General features: G+C 36.3%; 19 protein-coding genes. 10 read left to right on the forward strand and 9 right to left on the reverse strand.

Annotation, left to right across the window (positions count from 1 at the left end; genetic code table 11):
* Positions 1 to 317: 317 nt before the first annotated feature.
* From ACJZU6_RS16275 to ACJZU6_RS16285, 3 genes are all read left to right on the forward strand, one after another.
* On the forward strand, positions 318 to 2,993 hold the full coding sequence (locus ACJZU6_RS16275; RefSeq protein WP_408901530.1) for a molybdopterin-dependent oxidoreductase: 2,676 nt from the start codon (positions 318 to 320) through the stop codon (positions 2,991 to 2,993).
* Between the two features lie 669 nt (positions 2,994 to 3,662).
* Positions 3,663 to 4,592 (forward strand): porin, encoded by a 930-nt coding sequence (locus ACJZU6_RS16280; RefSeq protein WP_408901401.1) that lies wholly within the window; start codon positions 3,663 to 3,665, stop codon positions 4,590 to 4,592.
* 18 nt (positions 4,593 to 4,610) lie between these two features.
* A complete protein-coding gene (locus ACJZU6_RS16285) occupies positions 4,611 to 5,771 on the forward strand; it encodes an ABC transporter substrate-binding protein (RefSeq protein WP_408901402.1) in 1,161 nt (386 codons plus the stop codon).
* 239 nt (positions 5,772 to 6,010) lie between these two features.
* Here ACJZU6_RS16285 and ACJZU6_RS16290 read toward each other — a convergent pair whose 3' ends face one another.
* The 6 genes from ACJZU6_RS16290 to ACJZU6_RS16315 form a co-directional block, all read right to left on the reverse strand.
* Positions 6,011 to 6,493: a hypothetical protein gene (locus tag ACJZU6_RS16290; protein WP_408901403.1), complete on the reverse strand. Its 483-nt coding sequence runs from the start codon at positions 6,491 to 6,493 to the stop codon at positions 6,011 to 6,013.
* A gap of 445 nt (positions 6,494 to 6,938) precedes the next feature.
* Entirely contained in the window at positions 6,939 to 8,090 is a 1,152-nt protein-coding gene (locus ACJZU6_RS16295) for an iron-containing alcohol dehydrogenase (RefSeq protein ID WP_408901404.1), read from the reverse strand.
* A 253-nt stretch (positions 8,091 to 8,343) separates the two neighbouring features.
* Positions 8,344 to 8,571 (reverse strand): hypothetical protein, encoded by a 228-nt coding sequence (locus tag ACJZU6_RS16300; protein WP_408901405.1) that lies wholly within the window; start codon positions 8,569 to 8,571, stop codon positions 8,344 to 8,346.
* A gap of 450 nt (positions 8,572 to 9,021) precedes the next feature.
* Positions 9,022 to 9,654: a deoxynucleoside kinase gene (locus ACJZU6_RS16305; RefSeq protein ID WP_080156487.1), complete on the reverse strand. Its 633-nt coding sequence runs from the start codon at positions 9,652 to 9,654 to the stop codon at positions 9,022 to 9,024.
* A 12-nt stretch (positions 9,655 to 9,666) separates the two neighbouring features.
* Positions 9,667 to 10,005 (reverse strand): DUF1971 domain-containing protein, encoded by a 339-nt coding sequence (locus tag ACJZU6_RS16310; protein ID WP_297482209.1) that lies wholly within the window; start codon positions 10,003 to 10,005, stop codon positions 9,667 to 9,669.
* A 265-nt stretch (positions 10,006 to 10,270) separates the two neighbouring features.
* Entirely contained in the window at positions 10,271 to 11,236 is a 966-nt protein-coding gene (locus tag ACJZU6_RS16315; RefSeq protein ID WP_408901406.1) for a HoxN/HupN/NixA family nickel/cobalt transporter, read from the reverse strand.
* A 437-nt stretch (positions 11,237 to 11,673) separates the two neighbouring features.
* Here ACJZU6_RS16315 and tpx point away from each other — a divergent pair, with 437 nt between their 5' ends.
* Entirely contained in the window at positions 11,674 to 12,171 is a 498-nt protein-coding gene (tpx, locus tag ACJZU6_RS16320) for a thiol peroxidase (protein WP_080156484.1), read from the forward strand.
* A gap of 57 nt (positions 12,172 to 12,228) precedes the next feature.
* On the opposite strand, the gene dpaL is transcribed toward tpx, so the two are convergent.
* From dpaL to ACJZU6_RS16335, 3 genes are all read right to left on the reverse strand, one after another.
* A complete protein-coding gene (gene dpaL, locus ACJZU6_RS16325) occupies positions 12,229 to 13,401 on the reverse strand; it encodes a diaminopropionate ammonia-lyase (RefSeq protein ID WP_408901407.1) in 1,173 nt (390 codons plus the stop codon).
* A gap of 70 nt (positions 13,402 to 13,471) precedes the next feature.
* A complete protein-coding gene (locus tag ACJZU6_RS16330; RefSeq protein WP_163920914.1) occupies positions 13,472 to 13,858 on the reverse strand; it encodes a RidA family protein in 387 nt (128 codons plus the stop codon).
* Positions 13,859 to 13,871: 13 nt separating this feature from the next.
* Complete coding sequence (locus ACJZU6_RS16335; RefSeq protein WP_080156481.1) at positions 13,872 to 14,549, reverse strand: transcriptional regulator; 678 nt, start codon at positions 14,547 to 14,549, stop codon at positions 13,872 to 13,874.
* Between the two features lie 333 nt (positions 14,550 to 14,882).
* Here ACJZU6_RS16335 and ACJZU6_RS16340 point away from each other — a divergent pair, with 333 nt between their 5' ends.
* From ACJZU6_RS16340 to ACJZU6_RS16365, 6 genes are all read left to right on the forward strand, one after another.
* Positions 14,883 to 16,049: a Xaa-Pro peptidase family protein gene (locus ACJZU6_RS16340; RefSeq protein WP_080156480.1), complete on the forward strand. Its 1,167-nt coding sequence runs from the start codon at positions 14,883 to 14,885 to the stop codon at positions 16,047 to 16,049.
* A 78-nt stretch (positions 16,050 to 16,127) separates the two neighbouring features.
* Positions 16,128 to 17,108: a DMT family transporter gene (locus tag ACJZU6_RS16345; RefSeq protein WP_408901408.1), complete on the forward strand. Its 981-nt coding sequence runs from the start codon at positions 16,128 to 16,130 to the stop codon at positions 17,106 to 17,108.
* Positions 17,109 to 17,173: 65 nt separating this feature from the next.
* On the forward strand, positions 17,174 to 18,328 hold the full coding sequence (locus tag ACJZU6_RS16350; RefSeq protein WP_080156477.1) for a M20 aminoacylase family protein: 1,155 nt from the start codon (positions 17,174 to 17,176) through the stop codon (positions 18,326 to 18,328).
* A gap of 325 nt (positions 18,329 to 18,653) precedes the next feature.
* Positions 18,654 to 21,143 carry a GH92 family glycosyl hydrolase gene (locus tag ACJZU6_RS16355; protein WP_408901409.1) on the forward strand — a complete coding sequence of 830 codons (2,490 nt, stop codon included), beginning with the start codon at positions 18,654 to 18,656 and terminating at the stop codon, positions 21,141 to 21,143.
* A 255-nt stretch (positions 21,144 to 21,398) separates the two neighbouring features.
* Positions 21,399 to 23,864: a GH92 family glycosyl hydrolase gene (locus tag ACJZU6_RS16360; protein ID WP_408901410.1), complete on the forward strand. Its 2,466-nt coding sequence runs from the start codon at positions 21,399 to 21,401 to the stop codon at positions 23,862 to 23,864.
* 312 nt (positions 23,865 to 24,176) lie between these two features.
* Positions 24,177 to 24,695, forward strand: a complete 519-nt coding sequence (locus ACJZU6_RS16365; RefSeq protein ID WP_080156474.1) for an Hcp family type VI secretion system effector — start codon at positions 24,177 to 24,179, stop codon at positions 24,693 to 24,695.
* Positions 24,696 to 24,775 lie beyond the last annotated feature (80 nt).

Below are 24,775 nucleotides of genomic sequence, written 5' to 3' on the forward strand. Positions count from 1 at the left end.
GTGGGATTTTTTTATTCCTCTTTTTAATATTCAAATCATAATCAATATCAAAAATTGTATTGATTATGAATCCATTTATAGAATCAGTGTTTGTTATTTTAAGATTTATTTTAAATTGAAATAAAGCGTAGTATTCATGATATATCCACATATATAAATAAAATAATAAAGCTATTAAAAATATTTGATAGATTATGCATTGTTAATAAGTATGATTGACGGCAAGTAATTTATTGTCATTAATAAGTATTGAGTTCAATGCGTTTAATGTCATTATTTTCAAGGCGCTTAGAATATAAATGGCAATTGGAGATATTATGCCTATTTCTCGTCGTAACTTTCTAAAATCAGCTATCGCCACGGCTATTGCAGCAAATGGTTTAACACTATTCCCCGCTAACTTTGCATTTGCTGATGATACAATTTTAATTCCTAGTGCAAGCCACTGGGGACCTTTCTATGGTGTAGTAAAAGACGGTAAATTAGTTGGTATTCAACCTCGTAAAGAAATTGATCCACTGCCAACTGAAATGTTATTAGAAGGTTTATTAAGCCGAACTTACAATAAAACACGTATCCAATATCCAATGGTGCGTAAATCATATTTAGAAAATTTAGGTGGTGACACAAAACCTGAATTACGCGGTAAAGAACCGTTTGTTAGAGTAAGTTGGGACACTGCATTACAATTAACAGCCAGTGCTATTCTGCACACAATTGAAAACAAAGGTAACCAAGGTATTTTTGACTCATCTTATGATGGTTGGTCAAATACAGGCTTATTACGCCCACCTGTTGTTCAAGGTCGTTTCTTTAATTTAATTGGTGGTTGTAGCACCACTATCGGTGACTATTCTGCGGGTGCTTCAACCGTTATTTTGCCGCACATTGTCGGTGATATGGAAGTATATTCACCACAAACAGCTTGGCCTGTTATTGAAGAAAACACTGAAGTATTTGTGTTAGTGGGTAGTGATCCTTGGAAAACCAACCGTGTTGAATTCCGTGTTGCTGATCATCAAATGCAAAGCCATTGGCTTAAATGGAAACAAAAAGGGATTAAGTTTATTTCCATTAACCCTAAACGTACCACGACCGATCATAATTTAGACAGTGAATGGGTATCAATTATTCCAGGTACTGACACTGCACTATTTAATGCGATGGCTTTCCATTTACAAGATCAAAAATTAGCAGATCTTGAATATTTGAAAAAATATACTGTAGGTTATGAGCAATATCTTGATTACTTATTAGGTAAACAAGATGGCGTAGCTAAAACACCTGAGTGGGCAGCTAAAATTACGGGTATTCCCGCTGATGAAATTAAAAAGTTAGCCGTATTATTTAAATCTAAAAAAACCCAAATTGCAGCAGGTTGGGCCGTTCAACGAGCTGATCACGGTGAGATGATCCACTGGTCGATTATTAACTTTGCAGCAATGGCGGGTAAAATTGGTAAACCTGGCGAAGGTTTTGGTTTTAGCTGGCACTATGGTAACGGCGGTATGCCACAATCAGGTGCATCATTACCTGTAACATTAGGTCAAGGCTTTAATCCTATTTCTGCAGGTTGTCCGGTTGTACTTCAGTCTGAAATGTTACGTAATCCTGGTAAGTCATTTACTTATAATGGTCAAACTTTAAAATTCCCTGATATATCAATGGTATACAACTCAGGTAATAACCTGTTCTCACACCAACAAAATCTTAATGCTTTAATCAAAGCAATGAATGACAAAGTTGAGACTTATGTTTGTCAAGATACATGGTGGTGTGCGTCAGCGCGATTTGCTGATATTGTTTTACCAGCAACCAGTGCTTTAGAGCGGGTCGATATTACTTCTGGTGGCACATACAGTAATAATAAAGTTTATGCTATGCAGCAAGTGATTGAACCTTATGGTGAAAGTCTAGATGACTATGAGATTTTCCGCCGTTTAGCGAAGATTTTCCACGTAGAAGATAAATATACTACGGGTAAAGATATGATGACGTTGCTGAAAACAGCTTATGAGTCATCAACTGCTGCGAAAATTAAACCGTTTGATGAATTCTGGAAAGATGGCGTTACTGTTATGCCAACCCCAGAAAAAGCAGATTACTGGCAACGTCATGGTGCATTCTATGATGATCCAGAGAAACACCCATTACATACGCCATCAGGTAAAATCGAACTATACAGTGAATCTATCGCTAAAATGAAGTTGGATGACTGCCCACCAGTACCGACTTATATGCAACCGTTCGAGTTTTTAGGTAATGCTAAAGAAGGGCAATTGCATATTTTGAGCCCACATCCTTGGATGCGTTTACACTCACAAATGGCAAACGCAGATACCAATAGTTATGAGTGTGTTGATGGACGTCAGTACTTATTGATTAACGATCAAGATGCGCATGCTCAAGGCATTAAAGACGGTGATTTGGTTGAGTTACACAATGATCGTGGTGCATTACTGTGTGGTGCTAAATTATCAAAAGAAGTTCGTCGAGGCGTAGCATGTCTACATGAAGGCGCATGGATGCAACTTGATAAATTAGGTCGTTGTAATAGTGGTCAGATTAATATTATTACATCGGATCAATCATGTGGCGGACTAAGCCAAGGTACAAGTGCGAATACTTGTTTAGCATATTATAAAAAATGTACCGATCCATGTTCACCAAATAAAGCCTATGAACCACCAATGATCGAACAACCAACAGGACCAAATGATGGTTCTATTTTACCTATGGTTGATCTTAATATCGATGGTCGTATTGCATTACTTCATAAAGCAAATGCAGGTAAAAAAGCACCAAAGATCAGTCGTGGTCAAGAAATTTTCTATGCAAGTTGTACTATGTGTCATGCGGCACCTAATCCATCAGCACATACTCGTGCACAGTGGGAAGGGATCACACAAAGTATGTTCCCTCGTGCGGGTTTAAATGCAGCTGATCGTAAACTTGTCTTAGAATATTTAGATAAACACGCTGCAAAAGCGTAATAAATTTAGATTAGATATTGATTTTATATGATTAAAATCCGAACAACTCAATGGAGTGTTCGGATTTTTTTTATAAAAAAACGTAGATTATGAGGCCAATGCCACAAAATAAAACAACCGATATTGTTAAGCCTTATGATTCATAATAAATTTGTTTGGCTACGAAAATCTTGTGCCTCGTTAAGTTAATCCTGAACAATTAGCTTACGAGGCAGTCCTTCTCTTCGATTTCATTTCCCGTTTCTCTTCTTAAAATAACAGCGTTTATTAACGCTCATTCTAGTGACTATCTGGTTTTTTTTATCAGTTAATATTCAAATTATCAGAACTATCTTATTGAATTAAATAATTTTAAGCTATGGGGTTATTAGTAATTCTGCCATATTATTATTTCGCCTTTTTTGTGGCGTATTTGCCATCAAATATTCGCTGGTGGATGATGTAATTCTTACTGTTAGTGCTAACGATACGAATGTGCCCCCAGTGTTTAAATGTATAAAATTATGCGATTGAAATTCGTTAAATGTTCATTCCTCTAGTGAATAAATATCCTTTTAAAGAATAAAAAAAGGCGAACAAAATTTGACAACTATTATTAAATGATTATTATTCTCATTCTCTTTTACCGAAAGGTAACATCAAATGATGCTTAATTGACTGAGGTGATTTTTGATTAATAACAATAAACTTGCTCTGGGGTTGTTATGTCTGGCAACAGCAAGTGGCACCATAAATGCGGCAACTATTTATAAAACAGACGATTCAAAATTAAATATTGGTGGTCGAATTGAAGCGCGATCTGAAAATGCAGATCATGATATTAGCGATTTAAGTCGAGCGAGAGTTAAGATTTCGGGTGAGACGAAACTAACAGATACTATTAACGGTATTGGTGTTTTTGAACAAGAATTTAAAGCTGAATCAGAAAAAACACGTCACTTATATGTTGGTATTAAAGCCGCTTTAGATAATGGCTATGCAACTCTTGTATATGGTAAGACAGATGGTGCTATGAGTGTTGTTACAGATATTACCGATATTCAAGCGTTCTATGGTGCGATTGCCGCTGACAAATTTAAAGTTGGTAAGCGTATCGCTAACAGTATTGCTACTACTTATACCAACGACTTCGGAACCACTTTAAGCGCAAACTATGCTGGAGCTGAAGGTAAAGTAAAAGGTGATTTTGATCATGGTTTCTCTGTCGCCGGATCTCAAACAATCGGCGATACTGGATTCACTACTGCGATCGGTTTTGCCAAGCAAACTAAAGTTCAACGGCAATCAAAACAACAATTTGATATTGGATTAGGTTATCAATTAAATAAATTATATCTTGGTACTTTGTATACTAAACAGAAGGTTAAGGGTGAAACGGGTAACGGTTATGATGTTGTCGCTGCGTATAAATTCAGTTCAATATATACCGCGACTATCGGATTTGGTGAATTGAATTTTGAGAATGCGAATGACACTCGTGCGGCCAATGTTGATATTACCGCAAGGTGGAATCGTCAGTTTAGAACCTATGCCGCCATTAATGTCGACACTATAAAGAACGACGTACAAGAAATGATTGGTATTCGTTACGACTTCTAACTCTCAAAAGGTTTTATTATGAAAACTCGCTTAAAGACGTTAACTATAGCTCTTGGCGCTATTGTTTCTTGCTCTACCTTTGCCGCAGATTATCCAATGACGGTCACCGATATTACTGGTCGCGCGATTACGTTAGATCATCAACCTGAGTATATTGCACTGGGCACAGCCCGTAACTTTCCATTATTAGAAATCGTTTACGGTAAAGACGCTGGTAAGCATTTAGTCGCAATGCGTGATGATATGAAAAATTCAGCCCCTAGCATGTATGATCTTTACCTTAAACGTTATCCGTCGTTAGCGAAGGCACATAGCATTGGTAAAATCAGTAAAGGGCAATTTGATGCTGAAGCCTTTATTAACATGAAACCTAAACCTGATGTGCTGATTATTGGTTTAGATAGTGCTAAAAAAGCCCAGTCAACGGGATTGATTAACAAGCTAGATGCGGCAGGTATTCAGGTGATCACTGCTGATTTCCGTGAAAAAACTATTGCCAATACTTTAAACTCAGTGACCACTGTTGCAACTGCATTAGGCCAGCAGCAACGAGGTCAAGCCTTCTCTGATTATTACCTTAAACACTTAAACCATATTAAGGATGTAATTGCACAACATCCTGAAATTAAATCAAAAAATGTCTTTCTTGAAACGGCAGCAGGCTATACCTTTGAATCTTGCTGTGATACCTATTCTGGTGGCAATATGAGTGATTTTATTACTCTATTAAAAGCTGAAAATATTGCAACAAAGCCATTAAAAGGGGCACATAAAGGAGTAATGTCACCGGAAACAATCATTACCGCCAATACGGATGTTTATATTATGCAGTCAGCAGGGTGGATTGAGAAGAAAACAGGTAAAGCGACCCATGGCATTCCATTAGGTTATGCAATGAACACTCAGGCTATAACAGATCAAACTAAATTGCTGATGTCTCGTGATTGGTTAAAAGCAACCAAAGCATTCCAAACTAAGGATGTTTACGCTGTCTATAAACCGTTTTACAACTCGCCTTATAATCTTGTTGCTCTTGAATATTTCGCTAAATGGATTCGCCCTGAATTATTTAACGATCTCAATCCTGAGCGTACCTTTGAGGAAATGAATAAACAGCTTGGTGATCATGATGTGAAAGGTATTTTTGGGATCAGTAATTTTGAAGTAATGACACAGTAGTTTCTGTTTAGTTAAATAAATATTGAGTATTAATATTAGAAGACTTAAAGCCTGTTGATACTAAAATTAGTAGGCTTTTTTTATTAAATAAATACAAGTTAATATTCTTATATAGTAATTAATTTATATAATCTGAATAAATATTTATTAGGTTAAACGGTTTATAATAAGATTGTTTACAACTAAGCGTTAGTTATTATATTTAAAATAGCCCCTATAGTAGAGGCTTTAAATCAATCTTATGATTTGTTAATCGCTTTTATATACATAATTAAAACCATACCTAGACCTAATAATTGCCATAGATACTGGCCATCAGATGATCCCGCAATGGTTTGACTAAAGAGTAAAACACTGGTTACGAATAGTGATGTAGTCGCTGCTCGTTTTGTGAAGTCATTATTTTCATTATGCATAAACTCACATTTTAGTATAGCAATTATAATCATAACAGCAGGTAAACATTGAAGAAAAATTATGACTGGAAATAAAATGTCATATGCAGGAGTAAACAGTGTGTGTGCTACCTCTGATTTATTCCAGCCTCCTGTTATATATGATTCCCACCCAGCCCATGAGTCGCCTTTATTGGACTCTGTTGGGTTGAATGCTGCAATGGTTACACCAAAAAACTTATCAATAAATCCATTTTTAAACCAAAAGGCGAAAAGAAAAATTTGAACAGGAATTATTTGGAAGTTTATTTTTTTTAAAGTATTCATCGTGAAAATATCCTTATAAAATACAAAATATAATTATATGAAACTGGATGTGGATTTTTTTATAATTGTTTTTAAACCTTTATTTATTCTATATATAACAATGTTACAATTTATTTGTAAGCGTTGGTATGGTTATTTGTTTACTATTAATTAAATGTTTGTTTTCAATTTTATTAAAAATGATGGCTGGCGATTTGAAATGAAATATTAAATATATTACTTTTAAAAAATAATATATTTAATATTTGTATGTTTTTGGTTGGTGTTATTTTTTTTGGCGTGTATGTGAGGGAAATATACTTCTAATTTATAAAGGATAACAATATGTAAGGTATTAGCTTGGGAAAATAATCATTTAAGAAAATTAATAATATAAAAAGACCACTAATCATAAATCAGTGGTCTTTTGTTTATTAAAGCCTGTAATCACTGATAGTCAGAATAATTACATCCGTGCTTTAAAGATATTAACGATTTCTTCTTGGCTAGCTTTGCGCGGGTTAGTTAAAGAACATGCATCGTTTAGGGCGTTTTGTGCCATAAATGCGAGCTTATCTTCTGTAACACCAAGATCTGCTAAACGTTGTTTAGTACCAACTGCTGCTGATAAACCATCAATTGCTTCAAGGGCTGCGTTAACCGCTTGCTCTTGTGTCATCGTTGCCGTATCAATCCCCATTGCTTTGGCGATATCAACAAAACGCTCAGGTACTTGTTTAGCATTAAAGCGTGACACTTCAGCAAGTAGAATAGCGTTACATAGGCCGTGTGACAGGTCGTAAACACCACCTAATTGGTGCGCCATTGAGTGCACGTAACCGAGAGAAGCATTTGAGAATGCCATTCCCGCTAAGTACTCACCGTACTGCATTGCATCACGAGCTGCACGGTCTTGACCGTTACTTACTACTGTTTCTAAGTTATTAACAATCAACTCAATCGCTTTGATGGCTGATGCATCCGTGATTGGTGTTGCAGCGGTTGAAACATAGGCTTCAACAGCGTGAGTTAATGCGTCCATACCTGTGGTTGCGGTTAGGAACTTAGGCATTGCGACCATTAGTTCTGAATCGTTAACGGCAATAATAGGGGTGAAGTGCTTATCAACTACTGGGTATTTAGTTTGATCTTGTTGGTTAGTGATGATCGCAAATACTGTCATTTCTGATGCCGTACCCGCTGTTGTATTCACTGTTACCAATGGCAGTTGTGGTTTTTTCGATAAGTGAACACCTTTAGAGTAATCACGAATATGACCCCCGTTAGCTGCAACTAACGCAATACCTTTTGCTGTATCGTGTGATGAACCACCACCAAATGAAATCACGAAGTCTGCTTTGCTTTCAGCCAATAGGGCAAGACCATCTTCGATATTTTTCTCTGTTGGATTAGGTTGCACACCATCATAGATAACGTAATCAAGGTTATGTGTTGTTAGCTCATCTGTTAGCTTACTAACCAGACCCACTTCAACTAACACACCATCAGTAACGATAAGTGCTTTTTTCAATTCTTTTGACGCTAATTCAGCACCTAGAGATTGAATTGCATTAGGACCCATTAAGGTGACAGGTGGCATGTAAAATACATTGCTCATAGTAAAGCTCCGATAATTATTGATTAATTTATAATGACTTACCGCGATAGCCATAAGTCTGAATTTATTTGATGTCATGTTATAAACGACTGATGATGTAATATGCCATATCGAACTTAGTGGTTATGATTGGTGTCGATATGATTATTTTACACCTTGTTATTTTGGTAACAATAAATATAAAACCAAAACACTTTTACTTATAAGTAATAATAGAATTGTACGTGAAGTGTAATTTCCTACTGCAAAACTATTACTTATCCGCTGCAGAGAGTAGTTTTTCTGCAAACGTCATCTGAGTGTTTTTGTTTGTGATGACAATACCTGAATGTGATTTGTCAGTAGTACCATTTACCGCATAATGTCTTGCAACCACAGTGTTATTAGCTTTGTTGTTGAAACTAACATTACCTGTGAATGCGCCATCACGTGCAGATGCAGTGTAAGAAGTAGCGATAATTGCTTTAATAACTGTTTTCATGAGTCGTATAACCTTATATTTATAATTGTTTGTCAACGCTGTTTGCGTTTCGATGGAGGTATATTAACAATTACCAAAAACAAAACAATAACGTTAAAATGAAAAAGATTATTACTATTTTGTAATGATTGACGTGGTAAAAGGAGATGGTCGGTAGTTTGTTGGAATATAGATAAAATCCCAATAAGCGTTAATAATTTTTTAAGTATGAAGTGAGCTTCTGGTTATTTTTATATTCTAATGATCATGTGAGGTGACTAATCATGAAGGTAAATTAAATTTCTGCTTTTATAGTGATTTTTCTGGTGGGTATATTTTTGAATTTTACGCGATGAATTGAGGTTAAAGGCAGTAGCTCCGATTTCATATAATAGTTATTACATGAAATCGGGAGAAGGATAATAATAGATGTATTTCTTAATTTTATATTACTTAATCTTCATAATATAATTATTCTAAATTCAAGCCAGATAATTTAACTCTTAGTAAATCCATCGCATTTGGATTATCCCAATCAACTTCGATTAATGTCGTTCCCATTTTATGACAAGCTTGAGGTAATACGGCGTCATGAAATGCACTCAGATCAGTCAAATAACGTAATGATAAGGTCATTTCTTCAGGGCGAGCTCTTTTTCGCATTCGTTGATAAGCAATTTCAGGTTTGGTTTTTAAATAAATACAATAATCGATTGTTGGGTAGTCGTGGATTTTAGCAATTAAATGTTTATAGCAATCCATATGTTTGGCGGCATCTTCAACGGTATTTTCGTAGTTTGACATGCAAGCATGAGTAAATACGAGATCACTTAATAAAGATCGTTCAATAACGTAACGTTTATTAGGATTTAAGTTTTTTAATAAATTAGATCGTTGCGTTGTTATGTAATACTGAAAGTTATTGCGAGCATTAACATTTGATGGATCACAGCTAAATAATCCTAGTAATCGTTGAAATTCTGGATCTGTATCTACGGGCTCTAAAATAGTGACGGCTTGTAGCATTGCTGCGAGTTTAGGTAATAAAGTCGATTTACCTGAGCCAATATTGCCTTCAATACATATAATGAGAGCTTTCTGCATATACTTATTTCTCTATTTTTTACCTGAAAATAAGACTTCGTTTTTCTTATCTGCATCAGACCAAAAATTAATATTAAATTGAGCATCATCCGATAATTCAATACGGTGCCAATATTGAGGTGGACTGGTGGCAAATTGACCTGCATTTATTTCTACACGCACTTCTGGTTCTGTTGCGGTGCTATTAGCAAAGCCGTAATAAACCACTTGCCCTTCCATTACACAGAGTTGACCAAAGACATCTTTAGCCGTGTTGTGATGTGACAAGAGTACTGGCGGTACATTGTCCTTAGTAAAAAATGCTGTTGACCGTTGAATTGTCCAATTTTTAGGAATTCTTAAATGGCTCATAAGTACGCTCCGCTAACGCTTTAAAAGATGTATAAATAATACACCTTTGGTGGTTGATTTCAAGCTAAATGATAATCATTGTCATCTTGTTTGTTCTTTTCTGTATTAAGTTATTGTTTTTATATGATAAATAAATCGAGATATTTTTGATTATGATAGTGAAGCGGTATTTTGAAGTGAAAATATCTAAGTTGAGAGAAATTCTATTATTAGGTTTAGATAAGAGGCCATTAAAAATACGGCCTCTTATTTTTAATTTAATAGGTTAAATTGGTTGATCAAGTTTATCGTAACTGCGTAGCTTATAATTAATAATAGACAGTATCCAACAGCCAATAAATATCGCAATGACTCCAATACCGACGATACCAAAATGATCGGTCATGGTATTAATGCCATCCCAAAACGAGCCGCTTAATTTTAAACTTGATGCAATGGCGCTTAATGCTTCTAAGCCACCAATGATCAATGCCACGATCACAGAAATACCTGTAATGGTCATGTTGTAGTAAAGCTTACGTGATGGTTTTGAGAATGCCCAGCCATAGGCGCCAAGCATTACTAGGTTATCAAGAGTATCAATTAACGACATGCCGACAGTAAATAAGACCGGGAAGATCATAATTAACCAGATATTCATTCCTTGAGAGGCATTGGTTGCTGATAGTGCTAATAAGGTGATTTCAGTAGCGGTATCAAAGCCTAAGCCAAACAGAAAACCGATAAAATACATGTGCCAGCTTTTATTGATAAATTTGAATGAAAAATGGAAAAGTTTATTTAATGGACCGGTTAATTGAATATTTAAATCCGCATCTGTTGGGCGAATACCTTGTTTATAAGCATTGAATTTTTTATAGACTGAAAGAAAAATTCTAAGGTTGATATAGGCCATAATTAATAAAAATAAAATAGAAACGCTAGTACCTATAATGCCGCCAATATCGCTGATAAAAGGGATTTTTGACTTAAATGTACCAACGGTTAACGCAATGGCTGCCGCGGCTAGCATTACAATAGTTGAATGGCCTAGCGAGAAAAAAGTACCAATGGTGATGGGTTTTTTACCTTGTTCCATCATTTTTCGAGTGGTGGTATCAATTGCTGCGATATGATCAGCATCTACAGCATGGCGTAAACCTAAGGACCATGCTAATAGCGACATACCAAGCATTGCAGGGTGTTGATAGAAGGCAAGTACAGCAATTACCCACACTATTATATTGATCAAAATAAGGCTCGATACCAGCCATATCGCGTTTTTTTTCGTATTATCGCTGATTTTCATTATATTTAGTCTCTAGTCTTTATTGATTATGTTTAGAACGTTACGCTAAGAGGATGAGTGAAAATTAATGTTTATTAACAGCGTAAACTAAATATAATATTTCTGTTTTAATAATAGTTATCATTCTCTTTACTTTTGATAGTTATCTTTGTCCATGTATTGAATTTATAATATTTTCTTGTTTTTTATCATTGAGTTATCTTTTTGTTATTAACAATAAAGCCACTTTTTATTTGTGGGTTATACGTTATCCGTCATTATAAACATCCCTTTGACGTATGTATTTAATTTTTAATGGTTGTTATATCGATAAAAGTAGCACAGTATATTTTGGCTCTTTAAATACAAAAATAATTTAAAAGAATAAAAAGGTGAATGTTATGTCAGTAACTGTTGAAGGCAAAAAATTATCAGTATTAGGTCAATTCCCACAAGCAGGACAACCCGCACCAGAGTTTACACTTTGTGGTGCAGATCTTGGTGATTTGACACTGAGTTCACTTAAAGGAAAGAAGGTTGTTTTAAATATATTCCCAAGTGTTGATACGCCTATTTGTGCGATGAGTGTACGCGCGTTTAATAAAATGGCGGCGGATGTTGATAATACGGTTGTAGTTTGTATTTCAGCCGATCTTCCATTTGCTGCAAGTCGTTTCTGTGCTGCAGAAGGGCTTGAAAATGTTAAAACAGCGTCATTTTTCCGTGAGCCTCAGTTTACCCAAGCATACGGTGTAAATATTAATGAAGGGCCATTAAAAGGTTTAGCTGCGCGTGCTGTGATTATTTTAAATGAAGATGGTCAAGTGACTTACAGTGAACGCGTTGCTGAGATTAAACATGAACCTAATTATGAAGCAGCAATGATGGCTTTACGCTAAAAAAAGAATCCCTCTAGCTTATAGGTTAGAGGGTTTTTTATTTATTGATGTTATTGATTAGATATTACAACCTTCCCAAACAATACGGCGATAACGGATTGGATTGGTGTCACCTTCAGTGCTAAAGATCATAACCACAGCATCTTTATTTAAGCCCATTTTTTTAGCTTCAGTTTTTCCTGATTCTGTTGTCATTAATTGATAAAGAATACCCATTGATAATGCGCCAGATTCACCACTAACAATGCAGTTATCACCTTGTAGTGGGTTACCTAAAATACGCATACCTAAAGCAGTAATACTGTCTTCTGCTGAGATAAATGTATGACTACTATCTCGTAAAATTGGCCATGTTATTGGATTGGGCTCGCCACAAGCAAGACCTGCCATAATAGAAGATAGATCCCCTGTTACATTAACCATTTCACCCTTGTTCCCTGAACGGTAAATGCAATCAGCGGCTGATGGTTCACCAATAATCGTTTTTATATTTTCGGAGCCTAAACGATCCACTAAGTAACCTAATATTCCCCCCGCCATTGCACCAACACCGGCTTGCAGCATGACATGAGTTGGTAAGCCTTCGTTGGCATTCTCCGCCTGATCAATCGCTTCATCTGCCATTGTCATGTAACCTTGAGAAATCCAAGTGGGAATTTGTTCATAACCATCCCAAGCTGTATCTTGAACCAGCATCCAACCATTATCTTCAGCTGTTTTATTGGCTAAACGCACTGTATCGTCGTAATTAACATCTGTAACGATGCATTCAGCACCTAATCCTTGAATACGTTCAACACTTGCTTGGGGGGAGCCTTTTGGCATATAAACAACCGCTTTTTGCCCCATTTCCCTAGCGGCCCAAGCAACTCCTGTTCCATGATTTCCTGCTGTTGCAGTTGTAAATACTAATGGCTGCTTTAATTTATTAGCGACTGTTTTTAAATCAATTTCATTAATATTAATATTTAAATGTTCAGCTAAAACACGACCTAATGCATAAGATCCACCAAGTACTTTAAAAGCATTTAAACCAAAGCGTTTTGATTCATCTTTTATTAGGATCGCTTTAACACCAAGATAAGCAGCCAAGTGAGGCAATGAAACTAATGGTGTTGGACTGTAGCCTTCAATTTGTTGATGAAAAGCACGTGTTTCTTGAGCTATTTTCTGAGTAAATAAAACACTTTTATTACCGTTATAATGTCGGTTAGCTGATACGTTTAGCATGGCGTTCACTTTATAATAAATACGTAGAAGAAAGAGGCAAATGGCGGGTTCTATTTGCCTTTATAAATGCTTACTTATTAATAAAAGCAATTGCTTCTACTTCAACAAGAGCATCTTTAGGTAACCGGGCAGCTTCGATACATGAGCGAGCTGGTGCCATTTCTGTGCCAAAAAATTCAGTATAGACTTCATTGAATGCAGCAAAATTTTCCATATCAGAAAGGAAGCATGTTGTTTTTAATACGCTATCCATTGATGCACCTGATTGTTCTAAAATCGCTTTTAAATTCGTTAGAGATTGGCGAGCTTGTGCTTTAATGCCACCTTCTGCAAATGTCATTGTCGCAGGATCAAGAGGTAATTGACCTGAAGTAAACACAATGTTTTGAAATGCTAATGCTTGAGAATATGGACCAATTGCTGCAGGCGCTGAATCTGTGTGTATTTGAGTTTTCATTATTTATCTCTTTTTATGATTTAAACTCACGCAAATATTTATAAATAGCGTGTCGAGTTATACCTAATCGTTCTGAAACTATTGCTGTTGCTTCTTTTAATTCAAAGATGCCATTTTCAAACAATATTTTCGTTATCGTTTTATTCTTTGTTTTTAGATTTATAGAGGTATCGTTTTCAACATCAATAATGGCGTGTTCTAAAGCATGATCAATAACATCATTAGCACTCGCACTGAAATTTTCACTCACAGTAATATTGGGGTGATTCATATCAGGCATAAGTGTTTTTATTATTTCAGGGAAAGGAAAAGATAGGTTCATATTGATACAGAACATACCAATAGGTTTTTCATTTTCTCCCATCAACATGCATGTTGTTGATTTAAGTAAAGCGCCATCTTTACTTTGAGTAAAGTAGCTTTTTGGTGTTACTTCACCTGTTTTTTCAAATGCGCTGAGCATTCTCAATCCTAAATCTGTTAACGGCGAACCCAGTTTTCTTCCTGTATGATGACCGTTCACAATTTTAACGACTGATTTTTCAATATGTTCGAATGAATGAATAACAACCTCACTATGAGGCCCAATAAAATCAGCAATCGTATCGGCGAGTCGAAAATAAGAACATAAAATTTCTTTGTCTCTTTCACTAAATATTGTTACTTGTGAATTTGCTGTTTTTTTATTCATCATTACGCACTTTGGTTAACTTAAGTTGACTTAAGTTTGATGTAAAGAAGAGTCTATATCAACTCTAAAATCTAAATTCGTGAACTATAAGAAGCTATTTTTAGACTATAGGCAATAATTTTAATCATTAAAGTTTACAAAAGTTGACTTTTATCACCAATTTAATTCAAAAGTCAAAACTTAAGGTCACAAAAGTTAACTATGGTGGTTTGGTCACATTATTTTGCATTTAAATACGTAAACTCCTTATCAACGTCAACAATCGTTAACTTTATTGCAACTTGTATAGACAAGTTGTAATTAAAAAGACTGAATGTAATAGGGAATAAGGTAATGAACGACTATTTAATGCGTGGTTTTGAAGTCGCGGAATTTGAACAACGTACAATGAAAGCGCAGCAGATTATGCGTGAGTTGAAATTAGATGCAATGCTATTAACCACAGAGCCAAATGTTCGTTATTTTACAGGTTTTCATACTCAATTTTGGCATAGCCCAACTCGTCCTTGGTTCTTAATTATTCCTGCTGAAGGTAAGCCTACTGCTATCATTCCAGAGATAGGTGCAAGTGGTATGGCGGGGACTTGGATTGATAATATTATTACTTGGCCATCGCCTCGACCAGAAGATGATGGAATTAGCCTTGTTGCCAGCTTTTTAAATTCATTACCTTGTCGTTTTGGTCGTGTTGGTGCGACATTAGGTATTGAATCTCATCTACGTATGCCTGTTAATAATTACCTTAAGTTAACGACATTAGTGAAAAAAACATTTGTTGATGCATCATTGCCGATGCATGAAATTCGTCAAGTTAAATCTGCAGCTGAAATTGCAAAGGTAAAGGAAATTTGTCGTATTACGAATGTTGGTTTTGCCAAGGTTCCTGAATATGCTAAATCAGGAATGACAGAACGTGAAATTTGTAAACGTTTCCGTATTGATATGTTGATGGAAGGTGCTGATGAATGCCCATATATTATTGCTGGCTCAGGCCCCGATGGCTATGACAGCATTATTATGGGACCAACTGATCGTGTTATTGAAGATGGTGATGTACTGATTATTGATACTGGTGCAGTACGCGATGGTTATTTCTCTGATTTTGATCGTAACTGGGCTTTTGGTTCTGCAAGTGAGCAAACTAAAGCAGCTTATCGTGCTGTATATGATGCAACAACCAAAGGATTTGAAGCGGTTAAACCAGGCGCGACAACATCAGATATTTATAATGCAATGTGGTCAGTACTAGAAGCTAATGGTGCATTAGGTAATGACGTTGGTCGTTTAGGCCATGGTTTAGGAATGGAATTAACTGAACGTCCATCAAATACGGCAACAGACAATACATTATTAAAACCTGGAATGGTAATGACTTTAGAACCGGGGATGGTTTACGCCCCTGGTAAATCAATGGTTCATGAAGAAAATATTGTCATTACTGAAAATGGTGCGGAATGGCTTTCTGAACGTGCTGAACCTGAACTAATTATAATTAAATAAAATATAAAAATAATGTAATAAAAGGTGTTTTACATCTTTTATTTCTATTGACGTGAATGAAAAATATAAGGACGTATTATGAATATAAGTAAAAATAATATATTTCTAGGATGGGTTGCTGCTATATCTGTTGCTATTATCTGGGGGGTGACAGGTGTGGTGTCAAAACCACTTGCAATGGCTATAGATCCATTAACGCTTGTTTTTTTTAGATATGTAACCGCTGTTTTAGGTTTATCTATAATATTTTTCTTTACGTCAAAAAATAAAATGTTAAGTAAAGATTTAGGTTCAAATTTAAAAATAGAAAAGAAAGATTTTTTAAAAATAGCATTATGTGGAATTATAGGTCAGGGTTGTTTTTCATTATTTAATTTTTTATCATTATCCCATATTGGTGCCACGGAAAATGGTGTTATTCAAGGGATGCAGCCTTTCGCAACTGTATTTTTTGGAATGATGTTTATGAATTTTAAAATGAATAAAATTCAATGGGGAGCCTTTATAGTTTCTGCATTATGTATTTATGCGATGAGTGTTGGTCCTACGAATGAAGTAAAACATGGTACGCCACTTCTTGGATATGTTTTTGTTACTTGTTCAATGCTATCTCTTGCATGGACTGCACATTTAAGAGCAAGTTTATCTGAAAAATATGGTTCAGTTGTTTCAATGCTATATCAATATATATCTGTTGCTATTTTAGGGCTAATTGTATCATTAACAATGGGCTTAGATTTGTCTCAAATTACAATTATATTATCTGACTCAACATTATTATTTCTATTAGTTTTTTTAGGTATGGGAATTTCTGGTGGTAGTTATTTGATTCAGCTTTATTCTTTTAAGATTATCGGAGTAGAAAAAGCAACAATGGCTTTGAATTTAATGCCTTTGGTGGGTTATGTCGTCGCAGTATTGACATTAGGTGAAGAAATGCATTTAAGTAAATCAATTATTGTTTCTATTATTGTTGTTGCTCTTTATGTGTTTACAAAGTTTGAAACAAAAACATCGCCAGAAATATTATCAAAAAAATTAAAACCTCAAAAAGCATAATTAAATATTAACGCGCAGTCGATAATAGATAACGACTGCGCTTGTGTTACTAAAGGAATACAGTAATGACCATTAATACTAAAGTTATAGAGTGGCGCCATCATATTCATCAGCATCCAGAGTTCGGCTTTGAGGAAGAAATGACATCTGCAATGGTTGCTGAAAAGTTAGAAGAGTTTGGCTTAGAAGTACACCGTAATATTGGAAAAACAGGTGTTGTTGGTATTTTAAAATGTGGTGATAGTGAACGATCTATTGGGCTTCGTGCTGATATGGATGCATTACATATCTGTGAAAAAAATACTTTTGCTCACTGTTCTGTTCATGACGGTGTTATGCATGCTTGTGGTCATGATGGTCATACTGCAATGTTATTAGGTGCTGCGCATGAATTAGCAAAAACACGTAACTTTGATGGCACGGTGTATTTTATTTTCCAACCAGGTGAAGAGCATGGCGTTGGAGCTAAGGCTATGATTGCCGATGGTTTATTTACACGTTGGAATATTGATGCTATCTATGCAATGCATAATTTACCGGGGATCCCTGCGGGACACTTTGTTACTCGTCCGCATTCATTAATGGCAAGTGAGAGTAGTTTTGAAATAGAAGTTATTGCGACTGGTGGACATGCTGCAATGCCACATATGGGGACTGATCCTATTGTTGTGGGTTCCCAAATTGTAGTGGCATTACAAACAATTGTTTCCCGTCACCTTAGTGCTATTGATGAAACGGCTGTTATCTCTGTTACAGAATTTGCTACAAATGGTACTGTTAATGTGATTCCATCACGAGTAACTATTAAAGGAGATACTCGTAGTTTTACAGATTCTGCCTTGCATAAAATAGAAGCTGCAATTGAACGCATTGTTGCTGGTCAATGCATGTCTGCAGGAGTTGACTATCAATTTAAATTTAATAATAGTTTTTTATCTACAATTAATACGCCACAAGAAACAATTCATGCAGTTAATGCTGCTATTACTGTGGCAGGTGTTGATAAAGTGAATGGTAGTTGTCAGCCTTTTACAATTAGTGAAGATTTTTCTTTTATGCTTAGAGAAGCTAAAGGTTGCTATATTTTAGTTGGTAATGGTGTGGGGGAGTGTGGCGGCACTGCTTTGCATAATCCATATTATGATTTTAATGATAATATTCTTATGGATGGTGTTAATTTTTGGCAGACACTTGTTGAGCAACAATTAGCTAACCATTAATAAATATAACTAGTGATTAAAAACTTTTAATTTTAACGGCTTTTAATTTAGGCCGTTTTTTTATTCTTCAATAAAATCTATTACCTTAAACTTTATTAACTACTTTTTATGCAAGAAAAATAAAACTGTGATATTGAGTCCAAAGAGAGCTTTAAAGGAATATGCGTTATGTCACAGCGAATAATTGCGGTTACAAAAAGCCAGTGAATGCGTAATTAATCCTATATATCCTATCACTAAGTTTATTGATAATTCAGTTAGAATTTTTCAATCGTAGTTGTCGATATAACAATCTACAGCTAACGAAATAAGCTAGGGAATGGATATGTCGACAATGAAAATAATGCCTTTGGCACTGATGGTCGCAGCAGTATTAGCTGGGTGTAATAACGAAACGATAAATAATACGACCATTGTGCCAGATAAAGATCAACCTGCGATTGAGTTAACGGGTAACACTAAATTTGTCGACCCATTTATTGGTACTGGCTTTAATGGTCATACTTTTCCGGGGGCAGTGGTACCTGAAGGTATGATGCAGCTTTCACCCGACACTGAATTGATGGGGTGGCATTCTTCATCAGGTTATCATTACGATAAAGATACGTTATTTGGTTTCTCTCATACTCACCTAAGCGGTACTGGTATGGGGGGATTAGGCGATATTCTATTTTTACCGTTTACTGAAGATAATCAAAAATATATCGAAGATAATGATGATTACCGTAACGCTATTTCAGTGAAAATGGATAAAACAACTGAACATGCTGAAGTTGGCTATTACAGCGTAGAAATTGCAGACAATGATATTAAAGCTGAGCTAACCGCTTCTGAACGGGTTGGTTTCCATCGTTATACTTATCCTCAAGATACTGATCAGAAATTAAAAATTGATTTAAATTCTATATTAAACAGTGATTGGGGCTCTACGTCATTACGTAATCAATTAACGGTCAGTGATGATGGTTATACGATCACGGGTGAAAGAGATGCCGCACATTTTTCTGGATGGGCTAAAAATCAAAAAATATTCTTCTATGCGACCTTTGATAAAAAAATCAAGAACGTTGTTATTCTGGCTAACGGTAAGCCTGTCGATGGATTAACTGCCGAGCATGCATCAGTGTTACTTCATGATGAAACGGGTAAACCAGTGAAGCGTACTAAAGCGGACGTTACCGCTTATGTTGAATTTGAAGCTGGTGATACCCAAGTTGTAAATGCTGCGGTAGCAATCTCTGCCGTGAGTGCTGATGGTGCTAAAGCAAACCATGATGCAGAAGCTCATCAGTCATTTGATGAAGCTCGCGCCAGTGCCGTTAAAAAATGGCAACGAGCATTAAATTTTGATGTGAAAGGTGGTACGCCAGAGCAAAAAGAAATTTTCTATACTGCGCTTTACCATACAAAAATAGCCCCTCAAGTGCATCAAGATGTCAGTGGTGAATTTAGAGGTATGGGTAAAGGTTCTATTCGTAATGGCGAAGGTGAATATTCTATTGCTTATGGTCAAGCAACGTCTGAACAACCAAACTTTTCGGTGTATTCATTATGGGATACTTTCCGTGCGTTACATCCATTAAAAACCATTACTGAGCCTGAACGTGCCGTTCAATATGCCAAGAATATGGTTCAGAAATGGCGGGAAAGTGGTTTATTGCCTAAGTGGGAACATCTAGGGGATGAAACAGGCACCATGATTGGTTATCCCGCGGTTGCTGTTATTGCTGATGCAATCACCAAGTTTCCGAATGAATTTACGCAACAAGAAAAACAACAAGCACTGCAAGCTGCGGTTGAATCATCCACTTATGATAACTATGCAACATTAGCGCAAGAGTGGGATCTTGATGTATTAAAACGAGTTCTACCTGATGCCATCAAATTTTCTCAGCAACAAGGTTTTGTACCTGTCGCGAATGAAAATGCTGAAAATATTAAAGAGTCGGTATCTTACGGCTTAGAAAATGCATTTTATGATTGGGCTATTGCACAAATTGCTAAAGCTGCGGGTAATACTGACATTGAGCAACAATATTTAGCGCGATCAAAAGCATTTGAACGTTACTTTGATAACAATCCAACTGAATATGCCAAGCATGGCGTAACTGGTTTTATGCGTCCATTAACCATTGATGGTGAGTTTATTTCGCCATTTGATCCGTATAATACGGCTCATGAATCAGGTCCTTATGCAGAAGGTAATGCATGGCAATGGACTTGGTTTGTACCGCATGATATTAAAGGTCTGCAACAGGTCATGGGTGGGCAAGCTGCGTTTGCGAAAAACTTAGATGCGACCTTTACCGCCGGTAGTGAAGGTACAGAAACAGCCGATATGTCGGGAATGATTGGCCAAGTAGCCTTTGGTAATGAGCCATCGCATCATATTCCATACCTTTATAATTGGACCGCGGAACCTTGGAAAACCCAAGAAGTGGTCGATTATATTTTAGATGAAATGTACTTTGCAGAACCTGCTGGCATTATTGGTAATGAAGATGTTGGTTCTATGTCGGCATGGTATGTGATGTCTGCAATGGGTTTCTATCAAGTTAACGCAGCAGTACCTATATATACTGTTGGACGGCCATTATTTGATGAAGTACGTTTACCTGTAAAAGACGGTTTCTTTACCGTTAAAGCGATTAATAATGCCGATGATAATATGTATATAAAATCGGTATCAATTAATGGTAAGCAGTTAGATAACGGTTTGTTCTTTAATCACTCCGAATTTAAAGTAGGTGGTGAACTTAAATTTGTGATGACAGGTGATAAATCTCAGGCTATGCAAGCTTCATTCATTGAATAATTAGAGTTAATTAACTAAATAAAGAAAATAATCGGCAGTCATTTATATTTAATGGCTGCTTTTTTATATATTAATATTATTGATTATTACGTTGAAGCAATGTCACTAAAATATAAGTTGGTGATAAAAATCCAGTAAATGTTCTTTTTTGCTACTATTTAAATAGAGTGTTTATTTTTATTATTAATCGAATGTAAAGTGAGTTGATATTTATCTAACTCGTTACCCAACTATCAATAATATAGGTCGATAATAATGATAAATAAACTGAGTCCAATAGCATTTTCTATTGCATTAGCGATGGGGTTAGTTGGTTGTAATTCTGATGATACATCGGTATCTAAAGATAATATTACTCCAGTTTCAGACGTATATTTACAATATGTAAACCCTTTTATTGGTACTGGTGCTGATGGCCATACTTTTCCTGGTGCGGTATATCCATCGGGAATGGTGCAACTAAGCCCTGATACTGAAATGGATGGTTGGGGTTCGGCTGCGGGTTATTTTGATCATGGCAAGCAACAAGATATTCCAGTGTATGGTTTTTCACATACTCATTTAAGTGGTACTGGCATTACTGATTTAGGCGATATACTTGTCCTACCGTTTACTGAAAAAAATAACGCAACTTATAATACCTTTGATAAAGCGAATGAAATTGCAGAAGCGGGTTATTATTCTGTTGAATTAAATCGTGGTGATATAAAAGCGGAATTAACCACAACAGCACGTGTGGGTTATCATAAATATACCTTCGCTGAAGGGACTACTCCATTTATTAAGTTCGACTTAGATCATACTCTAAATAAGAGTTGGGGTAATCGTACCACTGTCGGTAATATTGAAATAATTGATGAATATACTATTCGAGGTCAACGTAGTTCAGATGGTTGGGCAAACAATCAACATGTCTATTTCTATGCTAAATTTAATCAACCGATTGTGAAAGCAACCGCATTAATTGATGGGGTTGAAACGAGTGTTAAATTAAATAATGATAATATTGAAGCGGTTAAAACCATTGCTTATTTAGAGTTTGCACCGACAGATCAACCATTAGAATTAAAAGTGGGTCTATCTCCTACGGGCATTGACGGCGCAGAGAAAAACCTTAGTGCAGAAGTACCTGCGTGGGGCTTTGATACTGTACTAGCCCAATCTCAACAGGCATGGCATAACGAGTTAGCCAAGGTTGAGGTTGAAGGTGGCACTGAAGATCAAAAACAGATTTTCTATACCGCGTTATACCATGCTTCTATTGCGCCAATGATTTTCCAAGATGTGGATGGTCAATATCGTGCAATGCGAACCCAAGAAATCAAAGATGCAGGGGATACACCTAACTATTCAGTGTATTCAATGTGGGATACTTTCCGTGCTTTCCATCCCCTACAAACTATCATTAATCCACAACGCGCGACAGAATATGCCAATGATTTAATTCGTAAATATAAAGATGGCGGTATGTTACCTAAGTGGGAATTACAAGGCCATTATACGGGGACGATGATTGGTTTTCCGGCCATTTCAATTATTGCTGATGCAATGGCAAAGGATTTAAAGGTGAATGCGCAAGATGCATTAGAGGCGGCAGAATTCACCGCGCGTTATCATGAGAAAAGTGAATTTCCAGATTGGACTGACGATCAAAACATTGGTGCTGCAAATGTGGTGCAAGTGAAGGTTTATGAACAAAATAAATATGTTCATCATGGCTACTGGAACTCAGCATCTTATACCTTAGAGTTTGCTTATGGTGATTGGGCAGTATCAGAAATTGCGCGTATGGCAGGTGATGTAAAACTGCAAGACGAGTTTTTAAGCCGTGCTGATAACTGGTTGCAGCATTGGGATAAAGTTAGTGGCTTCTTACGTCCGAAGAATCACCCATTAAGTGTTAGTCCGAATAAACCCGCATCACAATTTAATCAGCCTATTGATGAGTCGCGCAAAGATGAATGTGTGATGATAGATGTGGTACAAACGGATGGTAGTAGCGAAGCAATGGAGCAATGCCCGCTATTGCCATTTGATCCGTATTTTGTTGATGAATTTGCCTTTACTGAAGGTAATGCATGGCAGTGGAAGTTCCAGCCAATGCATGATTTTGAGCGTCTAAAGCAAGAAATTTATGCTGCTGATGTTGCTCAAAATAAACCGGATATGACACCTGAAAAATCATTCCGTGAAGACTTAGATGAGTTGTTTACTGCTCGCTCTTCAAATACTGGTGAAGAACTGCCCGATTTAACCGGTTATATTGGTCAATATATGCATGGTAATGAGCCATCGCACCATATTCCATACTTATATAATTTGACTGATGAGCCTTGGAAAGCACAAGAATATTTAGATCAAATAATGAATCAGTTCTATACCACTGAACCGACAGGTTTGATTGGTAATGAAGATGTCGGCCAAATGTCAGCATGGTACATCATGAGTGCTTTAGGCTTTTACCAAGTGACGCCAGCCGATCCTACTTATTCAATTGGTCGTCCATTGTTTGATAAGGTTGCGATTGATGTGAAAGGCGGTGAATTTACCATTGTGGCTGACAATAATAGCCCAGTGAATAAGTATGTGCAGTCAGTCACCATTAATGGTCAACAGCTAGGTGCTAACCTAACCTTTAAACACAGTGATATCAAAGCCGGTGGCGAATTACGTTTTGTGATGACAGGTGATAAGAAGCAAGCATTGCAGGCGATATTTTAATTAACGAAAATTAAATGAAAATATATCGTCTTAAAATAGGTTGATGATTTTTAATGAAGGCTAAGTGCATAGCACTTGGCCTTTTTTATGCTTTTGATTTGGTGTTTATATTGCTAAGCGTAAATGTGGGCGATAATTTGCTCGCTAGGCAATAGTTTGCTCGATCCTGGGCAATAACTTGCTCAGAGTATTAGTTGAATCATTATTTTTATTTTTATTTACTTATAATTCAATGTGTTATTGTTGTTTTTTGATGTGGTATGGAAGTTGCTTTAAAAGTAATGAAATTCCAATATTTTTAAGGACATTACAATGCCAACTCCATGTTATATCTCTATCCAAGGTCGTACTCAGGGCAACATCACCGCAGATGCATTCACTGCTAATTCTGTTGGTAACATTTACGTTGAAGGCCATGAAGACCAAATGCTGGTGCAAGAATTTAAGCATACCGTAACCGTGCCAACTGACCCACAGTCAGGTCAACCTGCTGGTCAACGTGTTCATAAACCTTTTAAATTTACTGTGGCATTAAACAAATCTGTTCCGTTGATGTACAACGCATTGGCATCAGGTGAAATGCTGCCAACGGTTGAACTTAAGTGGTACCGCACCTCTGTTGAAGGTAAGCAAGAGCATTACTTCACAACTACGTTAACCGATGCAACGATTGTAAATATCGACAATCAAATGCCACATTGCCAAGATTCAACCAAAGCTGATTTCACTCAACTTATTGAAATCTCAATGGCTTACCGCAAAATTAATTGGGATCACACGGTTTCTGGCACATCTGGTGCTGATGACTGGCGCGCACCGTTAGAAGCGTAAGTCTCACATAACTATTGCCCGCACTGTTATCCAGTGCGGGCTTTTGTCGTTTATGCCTGTGCTAAGGCATTCATTCATCG

The sequence above is a fragment of the Photobacterium piscicola genome (assembly GCF_046058925.1).
In the GTDB taxonomy this organism is placed as follows: domain Bacteria; phylum Pseudomonadota; class Gammaproteobacteria; order Enterobacterales; family Vibrionaceae; genus Photobacterium; species Photobacterium piscicola.

Coding starts and splice junctions, on each gene's coding strand:
- ACJZU6_RS16275 (WP_408901530.1), top strand. CDS start 318: ATGCCTATTTCTCGTCGTAACTTTCTAAAATCAGCTATCGCCACGGCT.
- ACJZU6_RS16285 (WP_408901402.1), top strand. CDS start 4,611: ATGAAAACTCGCTTAAAGACGTTAACTATAGCTCTTGGCGCTATTGTT.
- ACJZU6_RS16290 (WP_408901403.1), bottom strand. CDS start 6,493: ATGAATACTTTAAAAAAAATAAACTTCCAAATAATTCCTGTTCAAATT.
- ACJZU6_RS16295 (WP_408901404.1), bottom strand. CDS start 8,090: ATGAGCAATGTATTTTACATGCCACCTGTCACCTTAATGGGTCCTAAT.
- ACJZU6_RS16300 (WP_408901405.1), bottom strand. CDS start 8,571: ATGAAAACAGTTATTAAAGCAATTATCGCTACTTCTTACACTGCATCT.
- ACJZU6_RS16305 (WP_080156487.1), bottom strand. CDS start 9,654: ATGCAGAAAGCTCTCATTATATGTATTGAAGGCAATATTGGCTCAGGT.
- ACJZU6_RS16310 (WP_297482209.1), bottom strand. CDS start 10,005: ATGAGCCATTTAAGAATTCCTAAAAATTGGACAATTCAACGGTCAACA.
- tpx (WP_080156484.1), top strand. CDS start 11,674: ATGTCAGTAACTGTTGAAGGCAAAAAATTATCAGTATTAGGTCAATTC.
- dpaL (WP_408901407.1), bottom strand. CDS start 13,401: ATGCTAAACGTATCAGCTAACCGACATTATAACGGTAATAAAAGTGTT.
- ACJZU6_RS16330 (WP_163920914.1), bottom strand. CDS start 13,858: ATGAAAACTCAAATACACACAGATTCAGCGCCTGCAGCAATTGGTCCA.
- ACJZU6_RS16335 (WP_080156481.1), bottom strand. CDS start 14,549: ATGAATAAAAAAACAGCAAATTCACAAGTAACAATATTTAGTGAAAGA.
- ACJZU6_RS16340 (WP_080156480.1), top strand. CDS start 14,883: ATGAACGACTATTTAATGCGTGGTTTTGAAGTCGCGGAATTTGAACAA.
- ACJZU6_RS16345 (WP_408901408.1), top strand. CDS start 16,128: ATGAATATAAGTAAAAATAATATATTTCTAGGATGGGTTGCTGCTATA.
- ACJZU6_RS16350 (WP_080156477.1), top strand. CDS start 17,174: ATGACCATTAATACTAAAGTTATAGAGTGGCGCCATCATATTCATCAG.
- ACJZU6_RS16355 (WP_408901409.1), top strand. CDS start 18,654: ATGTCGACAATGAAAATAATGCCTTTGGCACTGATGGTCGCAGCAGTA.
- ACJZU6_RS16360 (WP_408901410.1), top strand. CDS start 21,399: ATGATAAATAAACTGAGTCCAATAGCATTTTCTATTGCATTAGCGATG.
- ACJZU6_RS16365 (WP_080156474.1), top strand. CDS start 24,177: ATGCCAACTCCATGTTATATCTCTATCCAAGGTCGTACTCAGGGCAAC.